This is a genomic window from Burkholderia metallica (assembly GCF_902832845.1).
GTDB classification, from domain to species: domain Bacteria; phylum Pseudomonadota; class Gammaproteobacteria; order Burkholderiales; family Burkholderiaceae; genus Burkholderia; species Burkholderia metallica.
This window is the reverse complement of the sequence record NZ_CADFDB010000001.1, coordinates 1,307,555-1,326,320: the sequence shown is the minus strand read 5'-3', so window position 1 is coordinate 1,326,320 and position 18,766 is coordinate 1,307,555. Positions and strand designations below refer to the sequence as shown.

General features: G+C 68.1%; 19 protein-coding genes. 10 read left to right on the top strand and 9 right to left on the bottom strand.

Going from position 1 to position 18,766, the window contains the following annotated elements; genetic code table 11:
- The first annotated feature begins 13 nt into the window (after positions 1–13).
- From glnP to HWX08_RS05755, 7 genes are all read left to right on the top strand, one after another.
- Entirely contained in the window at positions 14–721 is a 708-nt protein-coding gene (gene glnP, locus HWX08_RS05785) for a glutamine ABC transporter permease GlnP (protein WP_174922076.1), read from the top strand.
- Positions 718–1,446, top strand: coding sequence for a glutamine ABC transporter ATP-binding protein GlnQ (gene glnQ / locus HWX08_RS05780; protein WP_174922075.1), 729 nt, complete (start codon positions 718–720; stop codon positions 1,444–1,446). Before glnP ends, glnQ begins: the two co-directional genes overlap by 4 nt.
- A gap of 20 nt (positions 1,447–1,466) precedes the next feature.
- Positions 1,467–2,516 carry a C45 family autoproteolytic acyltransferase/hydrolase gene (locus HWX08_RS05775; RefSeq protein WP_174922074.1) on the top strand — a complete coding sequence of 350 codons (1,050 nt, stop codon included), beginning with the start codon at positions 1,467–1,469 and terminating at the stop codon, positions 2,514–2,516.
- A gap of 15 nt (positions 2,517–2,531) precedes the next feature.
- Positions 2,532–3,866 (top strand): aspartate aminotransferase family protein, encoded by a 1,335-nt coding sequence (locus HWX08_RS05770; protein WP_174922073.1) that lies wholly within the window; start codon positions 2,532–2,534, stop codon positions 3,864–3,866.
- 25 nt (positions 3,867–3,891) lie between these two features.
- Positions 3,892–4,446: a carboxymuconolactone decarboxylase family protein gene (locus HWX08_RS05765; RefSeq protein WP_174922072.1), complete on the top strand. Its 555-nt coding sequence runs from the start codon at positions 3,892–3,894 to the stop codon at positions 4,444–4,446.
- A gap of 207 nt (positions 4,447–4,653) precedes the next feature.
- Entirely contained in the window at positions 4,654–5,553 is a 900-nt protein-coding gene (gene lpxO / locus HWX08_RS05760) for a lipid A hydroxylase LpxO (protein ID WP_174922071.1), read from the top strand.
- A 167-nt stretch (positions 5,554–5,720) separates the two neighbouring features.
- Entirely contained in the window at positions 5,721–6,491 is a 771-nt protein-coding gene (locus tag HWX08_RS05755) for an extensin (RefSeq protein ID WP_174922070.1), read from the top strand.
- A 95-nt stretch (positions 6,492–6,586) separates the two neighbouring features.
- Here the strand turns inward: HWX08_RS05755 and ahpF are convergent, their stop codons facing one another.
- From ahpF to HWX08_RS05730, 5 genes are all read right to left on the bottom strand, one after another.
- Positions 6,587–8,185 (bottom strand): alkyl hydroperoxide reductase subunit F, encoded by a 1,599-nt coding sequence (gene ahpF / locus HWX08_RS05750; protein WP_174922069.1) that lies wholly within the window; start codon positions 8,183–8,185, stop codon positions 6,587–6,589.
- Positions 8,186–8,313: 128 nt separating this feature from the next.
- The gene (gene ahpC, locus HWX08_RS05745) at positions 8,314–8,877 is read right to left on the bottom strand and encodes an alkyl hydroperoxide reductase subunit C (RefSeq protein WP_069259642.1); all 564 of its coding nucleotides are present in this window, start codon (positions 8,875–8,877) and stop codon (positions 8,314–8,316) included.
- Positions 8,878–9,093: 216 nt separating this feature from the next.
- Positions 9,094–9,459, bottom strand: coding sequence for a type II toxin-antitoxin system VapC family toxin (locus tag HWX08_RS05740; protein WP_174922068.1), 366 nt, complete (start codon positions 9,457–9,459; stop codon positions 9,094–9,096).
- Entirely contained in the window at positions 9,453–9,671 is a 219-nt protein-coding gene (locus tag HWX08_RS05735; protein ID WP_069259644.1) for a CopG family transcriptional regulator, read from the bottom strand. The genes HWX08_RS05740 and HWX08_RS05735 overlap by 7 nt, the downstream gene beginning before the upstream one ends.
- Before the next feature lie 119 nt (positions 9,672–9,790).
- Positions 9,791–10,687, bottom strand: a complete 897-nt coding sequence (locus tag HWX08_RS05730) for a LysR substrate-binding domain-containing protein (RefSeq protein ID WP_107313469.1) — start codon at positions 10,685–10,687, stop codon at positions 9,791–9,793.
- A 177-nt stretch (positions 10,688–10,864) separates the two neighbouring features.
- Between HWX08_RS05730 and HWX08_RS05725 the strand changes: the two genes are divergently transcribed.
- The 3 genes from HWX08_RS05725 to HWX08_RS05715 are packed head-to-tail and all read left to right on the top strand — an operon-like array spanning position 10,865 to position 13,867.
- On the top strand, positions 10,865–12,034 hold the full coding sequence (locus tag HWX08_RS05725) for a branched-chain amino acid ABC transporter substrate-binding protein (protein WP_174922067.1): 1,170 nt from the start codon (positions 10,865–10,867) through the stop codon (positions 12,032–12,034).
- A gap of 26 nt (positions 12,035–12,060) precedes the next feature.
- Positions 12,061–12,585 (top strand): L-2-amino-thiazoline-4-carboxylic acid hydrolase, encoded by a 525-nt coding sequence (locus HWX08_RS05720; protein ID WP_069259647.1) that lies wholly within the window; start codon positions 12,061–12,063, stop codon positions 12,583–12,585.
- A complete protein-coding gene (locus tag HWX08_RS05715; RefSeq protein ID WP_174922066.1) occupies positions 12,578–13,867 on the top strand; it encodes a Zn-dependent hydrolase in 1,290 nt (429 codons plus the stop codon). Before HWX08_RS05720 ends, HWX08_RS05715 begins: the two co-directional genes overlap by 8 nt.
- 83 nt (positions 13,868–13,950) lie before the next feature.
- Here HWX08_RS05715 and HWX08_RS05710 read toward each other — a convergent pair whose 3' ends face one another.
- The 4 genes from HWX08_RS05710 to glmS form a co-directional block, all read right to left on the bottom strand.
- Positions 13,951–14,430, bottom strand: coding sequence for a GNAT family N-acetyltransferase (locus tag HWX08_RS05710; RefSeq protein WP_174922065.1), 480 nt, complete (start codon positions 14,428–14,430; stop codon positions 13,951–13,953).
- 29 nt (positions 14,431–14,459) lie between these two features.
- Positions 14,460–15,296 (bottom strand): c-type cytochrome, encoded by an 837-nt coding sequence (locus tag HWX08_RS05705; RefSeq protein ID WP_069259650.1) that lies wholly within the window; start codon positions 15,294–15,296, stop codon positions 14,460–14,462.
- Positions 15,297–15,585: 289 nt separating this feature from the next.
- Positions 15,586–16,863, bottom strand: coding sequence for a hypothetical protein (locus tag HWX08_RS05700; protein ID WP_174922064.1), 1,278 nt, complete (start codon positions 16,861–16,863; stop codon positions 15,586–15,588).
- On the bottom strand, positions 16,860–18,683 hold the full coding sequence (gene glmS, locus HWX08_RS05695; protein ID WP_174922063.1) for a glutamine--fructose-6-phosphate transaminase (isomerizing): 1,824 nt from the start codon (positions 18,681–18,683) through the stop codon (positions 16,860–16,862). Before glmS ends, HWX08_RS05700 begins: the two co-directional genes overlap by 4 nt.
- Positions 18,684–18,766 lie beyond the last annotated feature (83 nt).

The following is an 18,766-nucleotide window of genomic DNA, read 5'->3' as shown; positions in this document are numbered from 1 at the left end:
GTGAGCACGCGCCATGGCGCGGCCGGGCGGCCGCGCCGGTCTTGAATCGAACGGGGAGCGATACGTGAATTTCGATTGGTCGGCGATCTGGGCAGCGCTGCCGGACCTGATGGACGGGGTCCGGCTGACGGTGTTCATCGCATTTTTCGGGCTGGTGGGCGGCTTCGTCGTCGGGATGATCGCGGGGATGTTCCGCGCGTACGGACCGAAGGCGATGAACGTGCTCGCACAGGTTTATATTGAACTGATCCGCGGCACGCCGATCGTCGTGCAGGTGATGTTCCTGTATTTCGCGCTGCCGCTGCTCGCGCATATCCGCATCGACGGCCTGACGGCCGCGATCATCGCGATCACGGTGAATTCCGGCGCGTATCTCGCGGAAGTGGTGCGGGGCGCACTGCTGTCGATCCCGAAGGGGCTGACGGAAGCGGGGCTCGCGATGGGCCTGTCGATGCCGCGCGTGCTGCTGAAGGTGGTCGGGCCGCTCGCATTCCGGCGGCTGATTCCGCCGCTCGGCAACCAGTGCATCGTGAGCCTGAAGGACACGTCGCTGTTCATCGTGATCGGCGTCGGCGAACTGACGCGCAAGGGGCAGGAAATCATCGCGGGCAATTTCCAGGCGGTCGAGATCTGGACGGCCGTGGCCATTATCTATCTGCTGCTGACCGGCGCGATGACGCTGACGCTGCGGCTCGTCGAGAAGAGGATGCGCATCCTGTGAGCATGATCGAATTCCAGAACGTGTCGAAGAGCTTCGGCCACGTGCCGGTGTTGAAGCATATCGACCTGAAGATCGACACTGGCGAAGTGGTCGTCGTGATCGGCCCGTCGGGCTCGGGCAAGTCGACGATGCTGCGCTGTATCAACGCGCTCGAGAAAATCACCGGCGGCGAACTGCTCGTCGATGGCCAGAGCGTGCGCGGCAACGCGACGACGATCCGCAACATCCGGCTCGAAGCCGGCATGGTGTTCCAGCAGTTCAACCTGTTTCCGCAAATGACCGCGCTCGAGAACGTGATGTTCGGGCCGATCCAGGTGCGCGGCGCATCGCGTGCCGATGCGCGCGACCAGGCGATGGCGCTGCTCGACAAGGTCGGCCTCGAATCGCGCGCGAATCATTACCCGTCGGAGCTGTCGGGCGGCCAGCAGCAGCGCGTCGCGATCGCGCGTGCGCTCGCGATCCGGCCGCGGCTGATGCTGTTCGACGAGCCGACGTCGGCGCTCGATCCGGAATTGCGCCACGAAGTGCTGAAAGTGATGCAGGATCTGGCGACCGAAGGGATGACGATGATCGTCGTCACGCACGAGATCGGCTTCGCGAAGCGGGTCGGCACGCGGCTGCTGTTCATGGATCAGGGCGGCATTGCCGAGGACGGCCATCCGGTCGACCTGATCGACCGGCCGCCGACGCCGCGCCTGAAGGAATTCCTGAAACACGTGTCCTGAACGAAACCGAAACATCCGACATGCCGCTTTCCCTTTCTCCCGTCATCGCCGGCACGCCGTTCGACATCGGCGTGCGCCTCGGCGAACTCGCCCGCCCGGTGTTCGACGCGTACATGCAGCAGAGCAGCGCATGGCAGGCCGTGCGCCGCTGGCGCGGCGATCCGTTCGTCGCCGCGCTGCGGCAGGTGGCGCTGGCCGCGTACCCCGACCTCGTCGCGGAGCTGGACGGGATCGCGGCGGGCATCGGCTGGCCGGCCGAGGACATCTTCCTGTGGAACTGCCGCGGCGAGCTGATCCACCACGCGCCGGACGGCTGCACGACGCTCGCTGCGCGCGATGCGAACGGCACGCGCTGGATCGCGCACAACGAGGACGGCGATCCGTACCTGCGCGAACGCTGCCTGCTCGTCGACGTGCAGCCGGCGGGCAAGCCGGGCTTCATCAGCTTCTACTACCCCGGCTCGCTGCCGGGCCATACGTTTGCCGCGAACCGCACGGGCATCGCGCAGGCGATCAACAACCTGCGGATCCGCACGCCGGCGCCGGGCGTCCCGCGCATGATCCTCGCGCGCGCCGTGCTCGACGCGACGTCGCTCGATGCAGCGGTCGACGTGCTGCGCGGGCATGCGCGCGCGAGCGGCTTTCATCACACGCTCGGTGCGACCGGCGATGAACGCGTGCTGAGCATCGAGGCGAGCGTCGCGCGCTGTTCGGTCGTCGATGTCGCACGGCTCGCGGGCCACGCGAACCATCTCGTGCATCCCGGTTGCGACGCGGAGGCGCAGATCGTCACGCAGTCGTCTGCCGACCGCCAGCGCCGCGTTGACGCGCTGACGCCCGGCATCGACACGATCGACACCGCCGCGCTGCTGCACGTGCTCGGCGATCGCGCGCCGCAAGGGCTGCCGATCTACCGCGACGATCCGGCCGACCCCGACGACGAGAACACGCTGGCAACCGCAGTGTTCGCGATCGGCGCGGCATCGATCGATTTCACGATTCATCAACACGGCACGCAGCGTTTCGCGACGCGCATCGAGCCGTCCGGACGCGCGCACGACGCGTCCTGAACCATGAGGCAACGCATGACGACCGTTTTCCATCGCGCTCCGCGCGCCACGTTGCCCGTCGCCGTCGCCGGCGACGGCATCGAAATCATCGACTCCACCGGCAAGCGCTACATCGACGCATGCGGCGGCGCGGCCGTGTCGTGTCTCGGCCACAGCAACCAGCGCGTGATCGACGCGATCAAGCGGCAGGCGCAGCAACTGGCGTACGCGCATACGTCGTTCTTCACGACCGACGTGGCGGAGGAACTTGCCGACCGGCTCGTCGACGCCGCGCCGGCGGGCCTCGAACACGTGTATTTCGTGTCGGGCGGCTCCGAGGCGATCGAGGCCGCGCTGAAGCTCGCGCGCCAGTATTTCGTCGAGAAGGGCGAGCCGCAGCGCCGCCACTTCATCGCGCGGCGCCAGAGCTATCACGGCAACACGCTCGGCGCGCTCGCGATCGGCGGCAACGCGTGGCGGCGCGAGCCGTTCCTGCCACTGCTGATCGAGGCGCACCACGTGAGCCCGTGCTATGCGTACCGCGACCAGCAGGCCGGTGAAACCGACGAAGCGTATGCGCAGCGCCTGGCCGACGAACTCGAACGGAAGATCGTCGAGCTCGGCGCGGAAAACGTCGCGGCGTTCGTCGCGGAGACGGTGGTCGGTGCGACGGCCGGCGCGGTGCCGCCCGTGCGCACGTACCTGAAGAAGATTCGCGCGGTGTGCGACCAGTACGGCGTGCTGCTGATCCTCGACGAAATCATGTCGGGAATGGGGCGCACGGGCTATCTGTACGCGTGCGAAGAAGACGGCGTCGCGCCCGACCTGCTGACGATCGCGAAAGGTCTCGGCGCGGGTTACCAGCCGATCGGCGCGACGCTGGTGAGCGACCGGATCTACCGGACGATCGTCGACGGCTCGGGCTTCTTCCAGCACGGCCACACGTACCTCGGCCACGCGACCGCCTGCGCGGCCGCGCTCGAAGTGCAGCGCGTGATCGCCGAAGAGCATCTGCTCGACAACGTGAAGGCGCGCGGCGAACAACTGCGCGCAACGTTGCGCGAGCATTACGGTTCGCATCCGCACGTCGGCGACGTGCGCGGCCGCGGCCTGTTCGTCGGCGTCGAACTCGTGCGCGATCGCGACACCAAGGCGACGTTCGATCCCGCGCTGAAACTGCATGCGGCGGTCAAGCGCGAAGCAATGCAACGCGGGTTGATGGTGTATCCGATGGGTGGCACGATCGACGGCGTGCACGGCGACCACATCCTCGTCGCGCCGCCGTTCGTCAGTACCGCGCAGCAGATCGATACGATCGTCGAACGGCTGTCCGGCGCGATCGGCGCGGCGCTCGCCGCGGCCCACGCGTGAACGCCGACCTCACCGAAGGTTCACCATGACCAACAGACTGCCTCCTTTCGATCCCGCGTCGGCCACCGACGAACAGAAGGCCGTGCTCGCCGACATTCTCAGCGGCCCGCGCGGCAACCTGAACGGGCCGTTTCTCGGCTGGATCGCGAGCCCCGAGCTCGCTCAGCACGCACAGAAGCTCGGCGCGTTCTGCCGCTATCGCACGGGGCTGCCGCTGCGCCTGTCGGAACTCGCGATTCTCGTGACTGCGGCGCGCTGGCGTTCGCAGGCGGAATGGCACATCCATCATCCGATCGCGCTCGACGCAGGCGTGCCGGCCGCGACGGCCGACGCGATCCGGCGCGGCGTCGCGCCCGCGTTCGAATCGGACGACGACGCGCTGATCCATGCGTTCGCGAGCGAGCTGTACGACACGCGCCGCGTGAGCGATGCGACGTTCGCGCGCGCGCAGGCGCGCTTCGGCCACGAGACCGTGGTGAACCTCGTCGCACTGCTCGGCTATTACGCGCTCGTCGCGATGACGCTCAACACGTTCGATATGCGCGCAGACGGACAAACTGATTTGCCGTTTCCGGAATAATCGCCGCCGGCGCGTGCGTCGGCAGCAGGTCGCGCGCGCATCAGGATTGCCCGAAAAGCCCGTATTTTCGGGCTTTTCGGCGTTTCGGCGCGGATCGATCCGCCGCCTCGCCGCGTCGTGACAGGCGCACCGTACGATCTGCGCGTCAGAGCAGGAAAATTTCCCCGTACCTAGAATTTTGGCAAACAGCTTACGGGGGAAATATCGATGCGCTGGGTCCTGTTGATCGTGTTCATTGCGTGTGTCGTGTACACGCATCGGCGCGGCAAGGTTCGGCACCCGTTGTTCAGGCAACTATCCGACCACTCGACCTTTACCGCACCGCTGAACTGCTTTTCGTACGCGTTCTCGTCGGTGCCGACCACGCCGTTTCTCGACACGAATCATTTTCCGGAACTCGCGGTGCTGCAGCGCGAATGGCGCACGTTCCGCAGCGAAGCGCTCGCGTTGCGCGACGCGAGCCGGATCAAGGCGTCGGGCGAGTACAACGACATCGGTTTCAATTCGTTCTTTCGCCACGGCTGGAAGCGTTTCTACCTGAAGTGGTACGACGCGCCGCATCCGTCCGCGCAGGCATTGTGTCCGCGCTCGGTCGAGATCCTGTCGCGGATTCCGTCGATCAAGGCGGCGATGTTCGCGCAGCTGCCGCCGGGCGGCAAGCTCGGGCTGCATCGCGATCCGTATGCGGGCTCGCTGCGCTACCACATCGGGCTCGATACGCCGAACGACGACGCGTGCCGGATCGTCGTCGACGGCGAGTCGTACGCATGGCGCGACGGCGAGGCCGTGATGTTCGACGAGACGTATCTGCACTGGGCCGAAAACCGCACCGCGCACGATCGCGTGATCCTGTTCTGCGACATCGATCGCCCGATGAAATATCGCTGGGCGCAGCGCGTGAACGATGCATTCGGGCAACTGCTGATGCGCGCGGCCGCGTCGCCGAACGAAACCGGCGATCGCACGGGCGGGCTCAATCGTGCGTTCAGGTACCTGTATGCAATTCGCCGTGCCGGCAAGCGCCTGAAGGCGTGGAATCGCACCGTGTACTACATCGTCAAGTGGCTGCTGTTCGGCGGGATCGCGGTCGCGATCTTCTGCATCTGACGGGCGAGCGCGGTATTTTTTCCGTCTGACGATAGTGCGGATGGTGCGCGCGGCACCGCGTCGGCGGCCTTTGCCGACATCAATGCAACCAAATGTATTCATGCGGGATCAACGCACGCCGGCCGCGTATGATGGCTTGTTCACGTGGATACGATCGGTGAGCAAGCATGACGAGTACCCATAAAACCATGATGATCGCAGGCGGCCTCCTGGTCGTCGCGGCCGGCTCCGCGTACGTGATGCTGCTGCGCGCGGACCACCGTGCGATCGAAGACGCCGGCATCGGCGATTCGGCCGCGCCTGTTGCCGCGGCGCCCGCGGGCGACGATCACGCGGTGCAGGGCGCGATCGCGCCGCCGGCACCGACGGCAACGAAGCAGGCGGCTGCCGCGCCGTCTTTATCCGCACCCGCACCGGCCGCAACCGCGCGCGTGGGCGCCGCGCCTGCGGCGGCACCCCCCGTTCCGATAGTCAGCGACAAGCCGCAACCCGAGACGAAGCCGGCCGCGCCGCCGCCCAAGGTCAACGTCGTGACGGTGGATGCACAGGATTCGACCCCGCCGGCACCGGCCGCCGCACTCGCTCCGTCGGCTGCGCCCGCGCAGGCCGCGCAACATGCGCCGCGCAAGCGCGATGGCCTCGACCGCCACGCAGCCGCCGCACCGGCCGCGACGAAATCCGAAACGCCGGAGACGGCCGCGCTCGTCAGGGAATCGGCGAAGCTCGATCCGTCGCTGCCGCCGCCGTCGACGCCGTCGACGTCATCGATGCAGGCGACGTCGGCGAGCACCGGTTCGTATCGTCAGGGAAAGGCGTCGTCCGGCGCGAATCCGGTGGCCGCCGCGATGACCGAGCAACTGGTCAGGCAGTCGAGCAGTTTCAAGTCGACGGCGCCTGCGCCCGTGCCGGCGAACGACGGCCCGGCCGCGCCCCAGTAAGCGCCGATGTCTTGCGTATAAAAAGGGCCCCGCACGCCGACCAAAGCATGCGGGGCCAAGAGAGACAAACGGGTATGCCGACGGGCTGACGCGCGTTACGCGGCGACGGCCTCTTCGGCCTGCGGCTGCGCGGCGGCCACCGGCGCCACGTCCTGCCGGATCAGGTGATCGAACGCGCCGAGCGATGCCTTCGCGCCTTCGCCCACCGCGATCACGATCTGCTTGAACGGCACCGTCGTCACGTCGCCGGCGGCGAACACGCCCGGTATCGACGTCGCGCCGCGCGCATCGACGACGATCTCGCCGTGCTTCGACAGTTCGACCGTGCCCTTCAGCCATTCGGTGTTCGGCACGAGGCCGATCTGCACGAACACGCCTTCGAGCTCGATGCGCTGCGTGTCGCCCGAGCGCAGATCCTTGTAGACGAGCCCGTTCAGCTTGCTCCCGTCGCCGGTCAGCTCGGTCGTCTGCGCCTGCGTGACGATCGTCACGTTCGGCAGGCTGCGCAGCTTGCGCTGCAGCACTTCGTCCGCCCGCAGTTGCGCGCCGAATTCGATCAGCGTGACTTCCTTCACGATGCCGGCGAGGTCGATCGCGGCCTCGACGCCCGAGTTGCCGCCGCCGACCACCGCGACGCGCTTGCCCTTGAACAGCGGGCCGTCGCAGTGCGGGCAGTACGCGACACCGCGGTTGCGGTATTCGCGCTCGCCCGGCACGTTGATTTCGCGCCAGCGCGCGCCGGTCGCGAGAACGATCGTCTTCGCCTTCAGCACCGCGCCGTTCGCGAGGCGGATCTGGTGCACGTCGCCCGGAATCAGCGCATCGGCGCGCTGCACGTCCATGATGTCGACGTCGTACTGCTTCACGTGCTGTTCGAGCGCGGTCGCGAACTTCGGCCCTTCGGTTTCCTGCACCGAGACGAAATTCTCGATCGCCATCGTGTCGAGCACCTGGCCGCCGAAGCGCTCGGCGACGACGCCCGTCGCGATGCCCTTGCGCGCCGAATAGATGGCCGCGGCCGCGCCCGCCGGGCCGCCGCCGACGATCAGCGTGTCGAACACCGGCTTGTTTTCCAGCGATTTCACGGCGCGCGCGCTCGCACCCGTATCGAGCTTCGCGAGGATTTCCTTCACGCTGCTGCGGCCCTGGCCGAACGATGCGCCGTTCAGGAACATCGTCGGCACGGCCATGATCTGGCGCGACTCGACTTCATCCTGGAACAGCGCGCCGTCGATCGCGACGTGACGGATGCGCGGGTTGATCAGCGACATCACGTTCAGCGCCTGCACGACTTCCGGGCAGTTCTGGCACGACAGCGAGAAATACGTTTCGAACGCGTAGTCGCCGTCGAGCGCGCGGATCTGTTCGATCACGTCGTCGTCGAGCTTGATCGGATGGCCGCCCGTCTGCAGCAGCGCGAGCACGAGCGACGTGAATTCATGCCCCATCGGGATGCCGGCGAAGCGGATGCCCGCCGGCTTGCCGGGCTCGCCGATCGAGAACGACGGCTTGCGCTCGGCGTCGTCGCGGCGTTCGGTCACGCTCACGCGATCCGTCAGCGACGCAATCTCGTTCAGCAGCGCCAGCAGTTCCTGCGATTTCGCGCCGTCGTCGAGCGACGCGACGAGTTCGATCGGGCGCGTGATCTTTTCGAGGTACGCTTTCAGTTGGTTCTTGAGATTGGCGTCGAGCATGGCGTTTCGGATTCCGTATTGATGAGGCGGGTCGGGCACGTCGTGCCGGAGGAGGGTGCGGGCCGCATGCTGCAGCGGCCCGTCTTGGTGCGGCTCGCGCGCCCCGGGCGAGGCGCGCGCGGCGATCGTCAGATCTTGCCGATCAGGTCGAGCGACGGGGTCAGCGTTTCCGCACCCGGCGTCCACTTGGCCGGGCACACTTCACCCGGGTGCGCCGCGATGTACTGCGCAGCCTGCACCTTGCGCAGCAGTTCGCCTGCGTCGCGGCCGATGCCGTTGTCGTGGATTTCGCACAGCTTGATCTCGCCTTCCGGGTTGATCACGAACGTGCCGCGCAGTGCCATCCCTTCTTCCTCGATCAGCACGTCGAAGTTGCGCGACAGCGTGAGCGTCGGGTCGCCGACCAGCGGGTACTTGATCTTGCCGATCGTGTCCGACGTGTCGTGCCATGCCTTGTGCGTGAAGTGCGTGTCGGTCGACACGCCGTAGATTTCGACACCCAGCTTCTGGAATTCCGCGTAACGGTCGGCGAGGTCGCCCAGTTCGGTCGGGCAGACGAACGTGAAGTCGGCCGGGTAGAACACGACGACGGACCACTTGCCCTTGAAGTTCTCTTCCGAGACGGGCACGAACTCGCCGTTGTGGTATGCGGTTGCCTTGAACGGTTTGATTTGGGTGTTGATGATCGGCATCTGGTGGTTTCCTTTGCTTCGGTGTGGAGTGGAGTGTTGCCAGTATCCGGGTTCACCCTGAGTTTGTGAAATTGCTTGTTTCAATCCGCGGCATCGGGAATTTCTATCTGCTTCCGGCCCTTGTTTGACGACGATGCGGGGAGGCTCGTCCGGCGGCTTTGGATCGCGGAGCAGGTCGCGGCGAAAGGAGGGACGCGCGCAGCCGCGCGCCTCGCGTCAGATCCGGTACGGCATCCGGACGCCGGGCTCGGTGGGAGGAAAGTCTTTCGTGTTGCGCGACACGAGCAGCAGGCCGTTTACTTGCGCCGATGCCCAGACGATCGCGTCGGGCAGGCGGATGCGGCGTTCCTTTCGAATGGTCACGGCGCGATCGGCAATCGCGCTGTCGAGCGCGATGACGTCGAACGACGAAAGCCACGCGCGGATCGGGGCTTCGTCGCGTGCGGACGTACCGACCAGGACCTCCATCCACGAGATCGTGCTGATCGCACGATAGTCGTAGCGGCCCAGTTCCGCGCGGGCGGATTCCACGCCGCCCAGATAGTCGATCAGGATGTTGGTGTCGAAGAGCGCTTTTACCATTCCGAACGCAATTCCTCCTGGTAGGCGAGCCCGTCGACCGCGCGATCCTTCCAGAGACCGAAGACGTCGTCGGCGAGCGGGCGCTTGTGCAGGGCAATGTAGGCATCGATCGCGTCGCGGATGACCGCGGCGCGGGGACGACGTTCAGTCTCGACGATGGCGGCCAGCTCGTCGAGCTGGCCATTCGACAGGTCGATCAGAATCCGGCTCATGACAGCCTCCGATATATGATATGTATATCGTATATATTCAATCGCGCGCGTGCAAGACCCGGGCAGGAGGCGGCGCGGCGAGTGCTCGCGCATCCGGCAGCGCGAGCGCGGTGCGCCGCTCAGATCCCCGCCATCTTCCTCAACCACGCCGCGAGCCGCCGCGCGCCGTCCGGCATGTCCGCATCCTCGCGCGTGCACAGGTAGTAATCGCGTCCGTCGTCGAGCGCGTGATCGAACAGCTTCACGAGTTCGCCGTTCGCCAGTTCGCGTTCGACCAGCGGCGCGCGCAGCAACGCCGCGCCGAGATCCGCGCGCGCGGCGCTCAGCGTGAGCTGGCCGTCCTCGAACATCGGCCCCACCGCATGCGACACGTGCCGCACGCCGGCACCTTGCAGCCAGTTGACCCACGTGCTGCGGTCCTCGTCGTGCACGAGCGGCGCGCGCGCGAGATCGGCCGGCGTGCGAAACGGCCCGTGGCGCTTCAGGAACGCCGGGCTGCACATCGGCACCATCGCGCCCGGCAGCAGCCGCTCGCAGCGATAGCCGGGCCAGTCGCCGGTGCCGAAGCGGATCGACAGGTCGGACGCATCGCTGCGGTAGTTGCGGTGATGCGCGTACAGCACGGTGACGTCGACGTCCGTGTTGTCGGCGAGGAACGCGTGCAGGCGCGGGATGAACCAGCCGATGCCGAGCAGCGGAATCAGGCTGACGGTGATCTGCCGCAGCGACGAGCGGTCGCGCACGAAGCGCGTCGCGCTGCGCAGCACCGAGAACGCGGCGCTGATCGAGCGGTAGTAGTCGCGGCCTTCGTCGGTGAGCGCCAGCAGCCGGCCTTCGCGCACCGTCAGCGGCGTCTGGATGAACGCTTCGAGCAGCTGAAGCTGATGGCTGACCGCCGACGGCGTGATGTCGAGCTCGCCCGCCGCCGCGGTGACCGACCCGAGACGCGCGAAGGCTTCGAACGCACGCACCGCGCGCAATGGCGGATCGTGCGGCAATTGTTCGATATTTTTCATGTGTCGAATTTTATCGAAAAGTCAGGGTAAGCGACAACAAGAAAATGTCGTTTATTTACAGCGCAGTAGGTTAATGTGCAGGGAATGGCATAAGCATCCAACAATTGGGTATTTGGGGTTTGGGTGCTGAATATTTAATATTTTTCATGTTTTGATTCGACTCGCCGATCCCCGCACATGAAACTCGCCTTCCTCCCCGCCAGCCTCGCATTTGCGGCGGCCGCCCTGGTCGCCTCCGCTCCCGCCTTCGCGCAATCCGCGCCGCAGACGATCCTGATCGGTCTCGCCGCGCCGCTCACCGGCCCGTCCGCGCGGATCGGCAAGGATCTGCAGAACGGCGCGCAACTCGCGATCGACGACGCGAACGCGAAGCATCCGACCATCGGCGGCAAGGCGGTGGTCTACAAGCTCGTCGCGGCCGACGATCAATCCGATCCGCGCACGGCCGTCGCGGTCGCGCAGCAGTTGGTCGACCGGCACGTGATCGGCGTCGTCGGCCATTGGAACACGGGCTGCAGCGTGCCGGCGTCGCGCGTCTATCGCGATGCGGGCATTCCGCAGATCGCGCCGGCATCCACCGGCCATCAATACACGCAGCAGGGCTACGCGACGGCGTTCCGCATCATGGGTCACGACGATGCGGGCGGCAACTTCACGGGCGCGTACGCGGTGAAGACGCTGAAGGCGAAGCGCATCGCGGTGATCGACGATCGCACGTCGTTCGGCGCGGGGCTGGCCGACCAGTTCATCAAGGGCGTGCAGGCGAACGGCGGCGCGATCGTCGATCGCCAGTACGTGAACGACAAGACGACCGACTTCAGCGGCGTGCTGACGGCAATCAAGGGCAAGCGCGCGGATCTCGTGTTCTTCGGCGGGCTCGACGCGCAGGCCGCGCCGATCGCGCGCCGGATGCGCCAGCTCGGCGTGAACGCGCCGCTGCTCGGCGCGGGCGGCTTCGTGAGTCAAACCTTCCTGTCGCTCGCGGGCAAGGACGGCGACGGCGTGACCGCGCTCGAACCGGGCCTGCCGCTCGCCCGGATGCCGGGCGGCAAAGCGTTCGACACGCAATACCAGGCGCGCTTTCGCGCGCCGATCGAACTGCATGCGCCGTTCGCGTACGACGCGGCCGCCACGCTGATCGCGGCCGCGCAGAAGGCCGGCACGACGCAGCCGGCGAAGCTGGTCGCGGCGGTGCGCGCGATCGACCGGCCCGGCGTGACGGGGCGCATCGCGTTCGATGCCGACGGCAACCTGAAAGACCCGGCCTTCACGATCTACCAGGTGCGCGGCGGCAAGTGGACCGTCGTCGACGTGCTCGGCGGCGCGCGCACCGCGGCGCGGCAATGAACCACGACACAACGGAGACGATCCCCATGACCGAAGCGACCTCCCCATCCGCCGCCGCCCCCGAGGACACGCGCCTCGGCATCCTCGCGCGGCGGCGCATCGAAGCGGAAATCATCAAGCCGATCTACGAGATCATGAAGCGCGAGTTCGGCACCGAGCGCGCGCAGGCGGTGATCGCGGAAGCCGTGCGCGGCGCGGCCGTCGACGCGGGCCGCACGTTCGCCGCGCAGGAGCCGGACGGCACGAGCGTGCAGTCGTTCATCGCGCTGCAGGTGCTGTGGGAAAAGGACGATGCGCTCGACGTCGAGGTGAAGCGCGCGGACGACGCGCACTACGACTACGACGTGCATCGCTGCAGCTACGCGGAGATGTACCACGCGATGGGGCTCGGCGAGATCGGGCACCTGCTGAGCTGCGCGCGCGACAGCTATTTCATCCAGGGCTATGCGCCTGACATCGCGCTCACGCGCACGAGCACGATCATGCAAGGCGGCAAGCGCTGCGATTTCCGCTACGCGCGGCAGGCCGCGCCGGAGAACGGCGATGCGTGACGACACCGCCAACGCCAGCTTCACCGTCGATGCGCAACGCGCGAGCGCGAGCGCGCCGCGCGTCGACGGCGCGCGCCTGTGGGCGTCGCTCGACCGGATGGCCGAGATCGGCGCGACGCCGAAGGGCGGCGTCTGCCGTCTGGCGCTGACCGATCTCGATCGCGAGTCGCGCGACCTGTTCGTGCAATGGGCGCAGGACGCCGGCTGCACGGTGCGCGTCGACCGGATGGGCAACGTGTTCGCGCGCCGCGCGGGCCGCAACCCTGACGCCGCGCCGGTCATGACGGGCTCGCACGCCGATTCGCAGCCGACGGGCGGCCGCTACGACGGCATCTACGGCGTGCTCGGCGGGCTCGAGGTCGTGCGCGCGCTGAACGATGCGGGCATCGAGACCGAGCGCCCGATCGACGTCGTGATCTGGACCAACGAGGAAGGGTCGCGCTTCGCGCCGGCGATGGTGTCGGCCGGCGTGTTCTCCGGCGTCTACACGCTCGAATACGGGCTGTCGCGCACCGACGCCGCGGGCCGGACGATCGGCGAGGAACTGGCGCGGATCGGCTACGCGGGCGCGGAGCCCGTCGGCGGCTATCCGGTGCATGCGGCGTACGAACTGCACATCGAACAGGGCGCGATTCTCGAACGGGCCGGCAAGACGATCGGCGTCGTGACGGCCGGGCAGGGGCAGCGCTGGTACGAGGTGACGCTCACCGGTGTCGATGCGCACGCGGGCACGACGCCGATGGAATTTCGCCGCGATGCGCTGGTCGGCGCCGCGCGGATGATCGCGTTCGTCGACACGCTCGGCCGCCGTCATGCGCCGCATGCGCGCGCGACGGTCGGGATGATCGACGCGCGGCCGAATTCGCGCAACACGGTGCCGGGCGGCTGCTTCTTCACGGTCGAGTTCCGCCACCCCGACGACGCGGTACTCGACGCACTGGATGCGGCGCTGCGTGCGGAACTGGCGCGCGTGGCCGGCGAAACCGGTCTCGGCGCGCAGATCGAGCAGATCTTCACGTATGCGCCGATTCCGTTCGCCCCGCGCTGCATCGACACGGTGCGCGACGCGGCCCGCGCGCTCGGGCTGCCGCACATGGACATCGTGTCGGGGGCGGGCCATGACGCGTGCTATGTCGCGCGTGTCGCGCCGACGGGGATGATCTTCGTGCCGTGCGTCGACGGGCTGAGCCACAACGAAGCCGAAGCGATTACGCCCGAATGGGCGGCGGCGGGCGCCGACGTGCTGTTGCGCGCGGTGCTGCAAAGCGCGCAGGAAGCCTGAACCTGCGTTGCGCGGCGCGCCGGCGAAAACGTGCGCGCCGTGCCGGTTTTCCGCTGACGTTGCGTGCGTGCTTGCGGCGCGCGTCAGGCCGCCGGCGACGGTCGGTCGAGATAGCGCCGCATCACGTGAAATGCGGTATCGGTGCGCCCCGGCATCGTCATCGTCGCCCCGTCGGCTGCGAACCCGAGCTTTTCATAGAACCGGTACGCGGCTTCGCGTGCCGTGCACCACACGAGCGCGGCGCCGTGCGTGTCGGCGTGCCGCACGCAAACCTGCACCAGCATCCGCCCGAAGCCCAGGCCCCGCACGGCCGGGTGGACGGCCATCCCGCGCAGCCGCCACGCCGGCTGCGCGGGATCATCGTTGCGCGACTCCTCGCAGAGCGACGCGACCGCGACGATACCCGACGCATCGCGCACGCCGACGTGCAGGGTCGTCGGCGCATGGTCGCCGGCGAGTTCGCACGCGTTCAGATCGCCGTTCAGCAGGATCGTCGCGCGCAGCGGGTGCGTTTGCGCGGCCGCGATCGTTGCAACGGTAAACAGCGTATCGCCTGACGTCATCGAGGTTCCTTGCGGGGGCGAGTCATACGTCATTGACCGGCCTTGCGCCGCGCCATGTATGCGAGATACGCGACGATCTGGTCGAGTTCGCGCTCGCTCAGCTGATCGGGGGGGAACGCCGGCATGCTGCGGCCCGGCCAGTCGCGCACCGATGCCGGGTTGCGGATATAGCGGCGCAGCGCGGCGGGCTGGAAGTAGTCGACCGGATTCATCGGCGTGTTCAGGTCGGGGCCGGCATGGCTGCTGCCCGCGCCGTCGAGACGATGGCACGCGAGGCATTGCGTGACGAACAGTCGCTGGCCCGCGCGGGCCGGATCGTTCGCGGGCAATGCGGGATCGACGGCGAGCGACGGCCAGCGCGCGAGCGGCGACGATTCGATCGTGACGCGCACGATCTGGTACGGCCACTGCTCGCCGCGCACCGACGACGCGTGCGGCCCGAGCCAGACCAGATAGAACGGCCCCGCGCTGACCTGCTTGCCGGGCAGCTTCGGCCACGGATGCGCCGGGTCCTCGATCGCGAGCCACGGAACGGCGCCGGCCGGCGTACGGCGGGCGACGAGGTCCAGCGGCAGTTGCGCGGCGAAGCCGTCGGCCGCGCGGGTTTCGAGCACGCCGTCGGCCGGCAGCGGCGTGTCGCCGAGCAGCGCCGCGAACGGCACCGCGCGGAACGTCATCGGCCGGCCGTACGCGATGTCGCGCGGCACGTGGACGTCCGTCGCATCGGGGCGCGCGAGCAGCGTTTGCCGCGTAAGGGCGCGGGCCGTGCCGTCGGTGTCGAGTTCGAGCGCGGACTGCGCCGACGCGTGTTGTCCGACGACGCAGATCGTCAGCAGCAAAAGCGGAAACCACCGGCGCATCAGCATGCGTTCTCCGGGAAGGGGCGTTGCGGCGGCGACATGCGAAGCAGGCCGCGGCCGAGGGAAGGAATCGGGCGACAGTCTATCCGGTACGCGCGACGCTGGCGACTGCGGCGCGCTGAGGGGCGGCGATCGCGCGCGTTCGGCGCAAGCGGCGCGCGTGCCCGACGATCGGGGCGGGGCACGCTGCGGCAGCGCGCAACGCGACGCGACGCGGGAAAGAGCGGATCGACGGATCAGGGGCGGGCGCGCTCGCCCCCACCGCGTTGACGGCCAACCCGCTGCCGGGCCTGCGTCAACGACTTGAACAACGCGCTTCGCCGTTCGGCCATGGCGTCTCGTGCGCCGGTTCGAAATCGGCTTCGCGCGCGCCCGACGGCGTCAGCGACACGAAATGCATCGCGGTGCCGCTCGCCGGGAAGGCGGCGATCCCTGTCGTGCTCCACGGAATCGGCGAGCGCTGCACGCCGCCGACCGCGATGTCCGCGGGCCCGAGCGCGAGCGTCAGCAGCCGCCCGTCGCGGGTCGGCACGTACGCATGCGCGCCCGACACCCCGATGCCGGACTCGCGCACCGACGCCGGCAGGCAGTCGAGCGTCGCCGTGCGGCGGCCGTCCGGCGCGATCAGCATCGCGACGCCGCGATCGTCCGCCGTCGTCGTGACGACGAGGAAGCGATCGATCGCCGGCACATAAGCCGACGAGTACACGTAGTACCGGATCGCGTCGTTCAGCGTCCCGAGCTTGTCCAGCTTTGCGGTGACGGGGTCGAACATCGCGTATTCGAGCGTCGCGTCCGTGCTGCCTTCGATGAATTTCTGCCACACGAGCAGCGCGGTGTGCGGCGAGCCCGCGCCGACGGGCCACCACTCGCGGCGGCGCGGCGCGACCGCGACATGGTTGAGCACGCGCCCGGCCGCGTCGTAGGTTTTCACGTAGACGCCGTTGCCGGTGCCGAGGTTGTCGACGCCGCCGCCGTCGATCCAGTCGGCCGAATAGAACACGACGAAGCGGTCGGCCGCCGTGGCGACGTGCCCCGAGTGGCCGCCGGACTCGACGTCGTTCGGATACGGCTTGATCGGCTTCAGGTCGCGCCGATAGACGCCGTATCGCTGGCTCACGACGTTCGGCGTGTTCCAGCCGTCCTCGAACGTGACGAAGATGTCGCCGCGCGCGTTCTGCGCGACCGATACGGGTTCCTGCGCCTCGGGGCGGCTGATGAACGGACGGACGTGCACCAGTTGCGGCTTGCCGGGCAGCCATTCGCCGACGTACACGTCATGCGGCCAGTTGCCGCTGCGCAGCGCGCCGCGCGGCACGAGGCCCGAACTGCTGAAGAACACCCAGCGCCTGCCGTCGCCGGCGTCGGCCACGCCGATGCCGTGCATGAAGCTGCGCGGATCGACGCCCGGGCGGGGCGATGCCGCAGCCGGCGCCGGCACGGTGACCGTATGCACGACCGGCGGCGCGGCGGCGCAGGCAGGCGGCGGCGCCGTGACGATGCCGCAGGCGCCGCCCAGCGCGGCCGCGACACCCAGCGCAGCCGCGTGCGCCGCACGCGCGCGTCGCTTCATTCGACCGTCACCGATTTCGCGAGATTGCGCGGCTTGTCGACGTCGGCGCCGCGCGCGCAGCCCACGTGATACGCGAGCAGTTGCAGCGGGATCACGTTGACGATCGGCGACAGCAGGTCGCCCGATTCGCGCACGCGGATCAGGTGCGTGTCGCGGTCGGCGTCGATCTCGAGCGCGCTGCCGGCCAGCACGTAGAGCCGCCCGCCGCGTGCGCGTACTTCGGCCATGTTGGACTTGAGCTTCTGGAACAGGCGGTCGTCCGGCGCGATCGTGACGACCGGCATCGCGCTCGTGACGAGCGCGAGCGGGCCATGCTTCAGCTCGCCGGCCGCATAGCCTTCCGCGTGGATGTACGACACTTCCTTGAGTTTCAGCGCGCCCTCCATCGCGATCGGGAAATGAATGCCGCGCCCGAGGAACAGCGCGTTCTCGGTGCGCGCGAACTTCGCGGCCCAGCCCATGATCTGCGTTTCCAGCGCGAGCGCGTGGCTGATGCGGCCGGAAAGCGCGCGCAACTGCTTCAGGTGCAGCGCGACCTGTGCCGCGTCGAGCCGGCCGCGCAGTTGAGCGAGCGTCAGCGTCAGCACGAACAGCGCGACGAGCTGCGTCGTGAACGCCTTGGTCGACGCGACGCCGAGCTCGATGCCGGCCCGCGTCAGGAACCGCAGCGGCGCGTTGCGCGCGATCGTGCTGGTGGCGACGTTGCAAATCGCCATCGACAACGTCTGGCCCGTCGCGCGGGCCTGTTCGAGTGCGCCGATCGTGTCGGCCGTCTCGCCCGATTGCGAGATGCCGACGACGAGCGTACGCGGATCGGCCACCGTGTCGCGGTAGCGGAATTCGCTGGCGATCTCGACCTGCGCGGGGATGCCGGCGATGCTCTCCAGCCAGTATTTCGCGGTCAGGCCCGCGTAGTAGCTGGTGCCGCAACCGAGCAACAGCACACTCCTGACTCTCGACAGCTGGGCGCGCGTGCCGTCGGTCGCGTCGAACAGTGCCGGCGAGATCGCGTCGATGCCGTCGAGCGTGCTGTCGATCGCCTTCGGCTGCTCGAAGATCTCCTTCTGCATGAAATGCTGGTACGGGCCGAGCGCGGCGTCGCCTACGCGCGCCTTCACTTCGCACAGCGGGCGCCGCGCTTCGTGGCCGCCCGCGTCGACCACCGCGATGCGCTCCGGGGTGATCAGCGCGACGTCGCCGTCTTCCAGGTAGACGAAACGGTCGGTCAGGTCGCCGAGCGCCGCGCAGTCCGACGCGAGGTAGTTCTGCTCGGCGCCGATGCCGATCACGAGCGGCGAGCCCGCGCGCGCGGCGACGAGGCGCTGCGGCTCGCGCGCGCTCAGCACCGCGATCGCGTACGCGCCGTGCAGCCGCTTGACGGCGCGCACGACCGCGTCGAACAGGTCGTCGCGATAGAGGCTGTGGATCAGGTGCGCGATGACCTCGGTGTCGGTCTGGCCGCGAAACACGTAGCCGCGCTCCCGCAATTCGGCGCGCAACGTGTCGTGATTCTCGATGATCCCGTTGTGCACGACCGCGATCGTGTCGCCGGACATGATCGGATGCGCGTTCATTTCCGACGGCGCGCCGTGGGTCGCCCAGCGCGTATGCGCGATGCAGGTCTGCGCTTCGAGGCCCAGCGTCAGCACGCGGGCCTGCAGGTCGGTTACCCGCCGCAGCGTGCGTTCGCTGCGCAGGCGGCCGTCACCCTGCACGGCGATGCCGCACGAATCGTAGCCGCGATACTCGAGCCGGCTCAGCGCATTGACCAGTTGCGGCACCTGATTGTTCAGGCCGCTTGCTCCGACGATTCCGCACATGATTCACCTCGTCCACAAGAAGTTGGCGGCTGGCGCGCGGCGCGCGTCAGCACGATTTCGGCAACGGCATCGCGCCGTGCTGG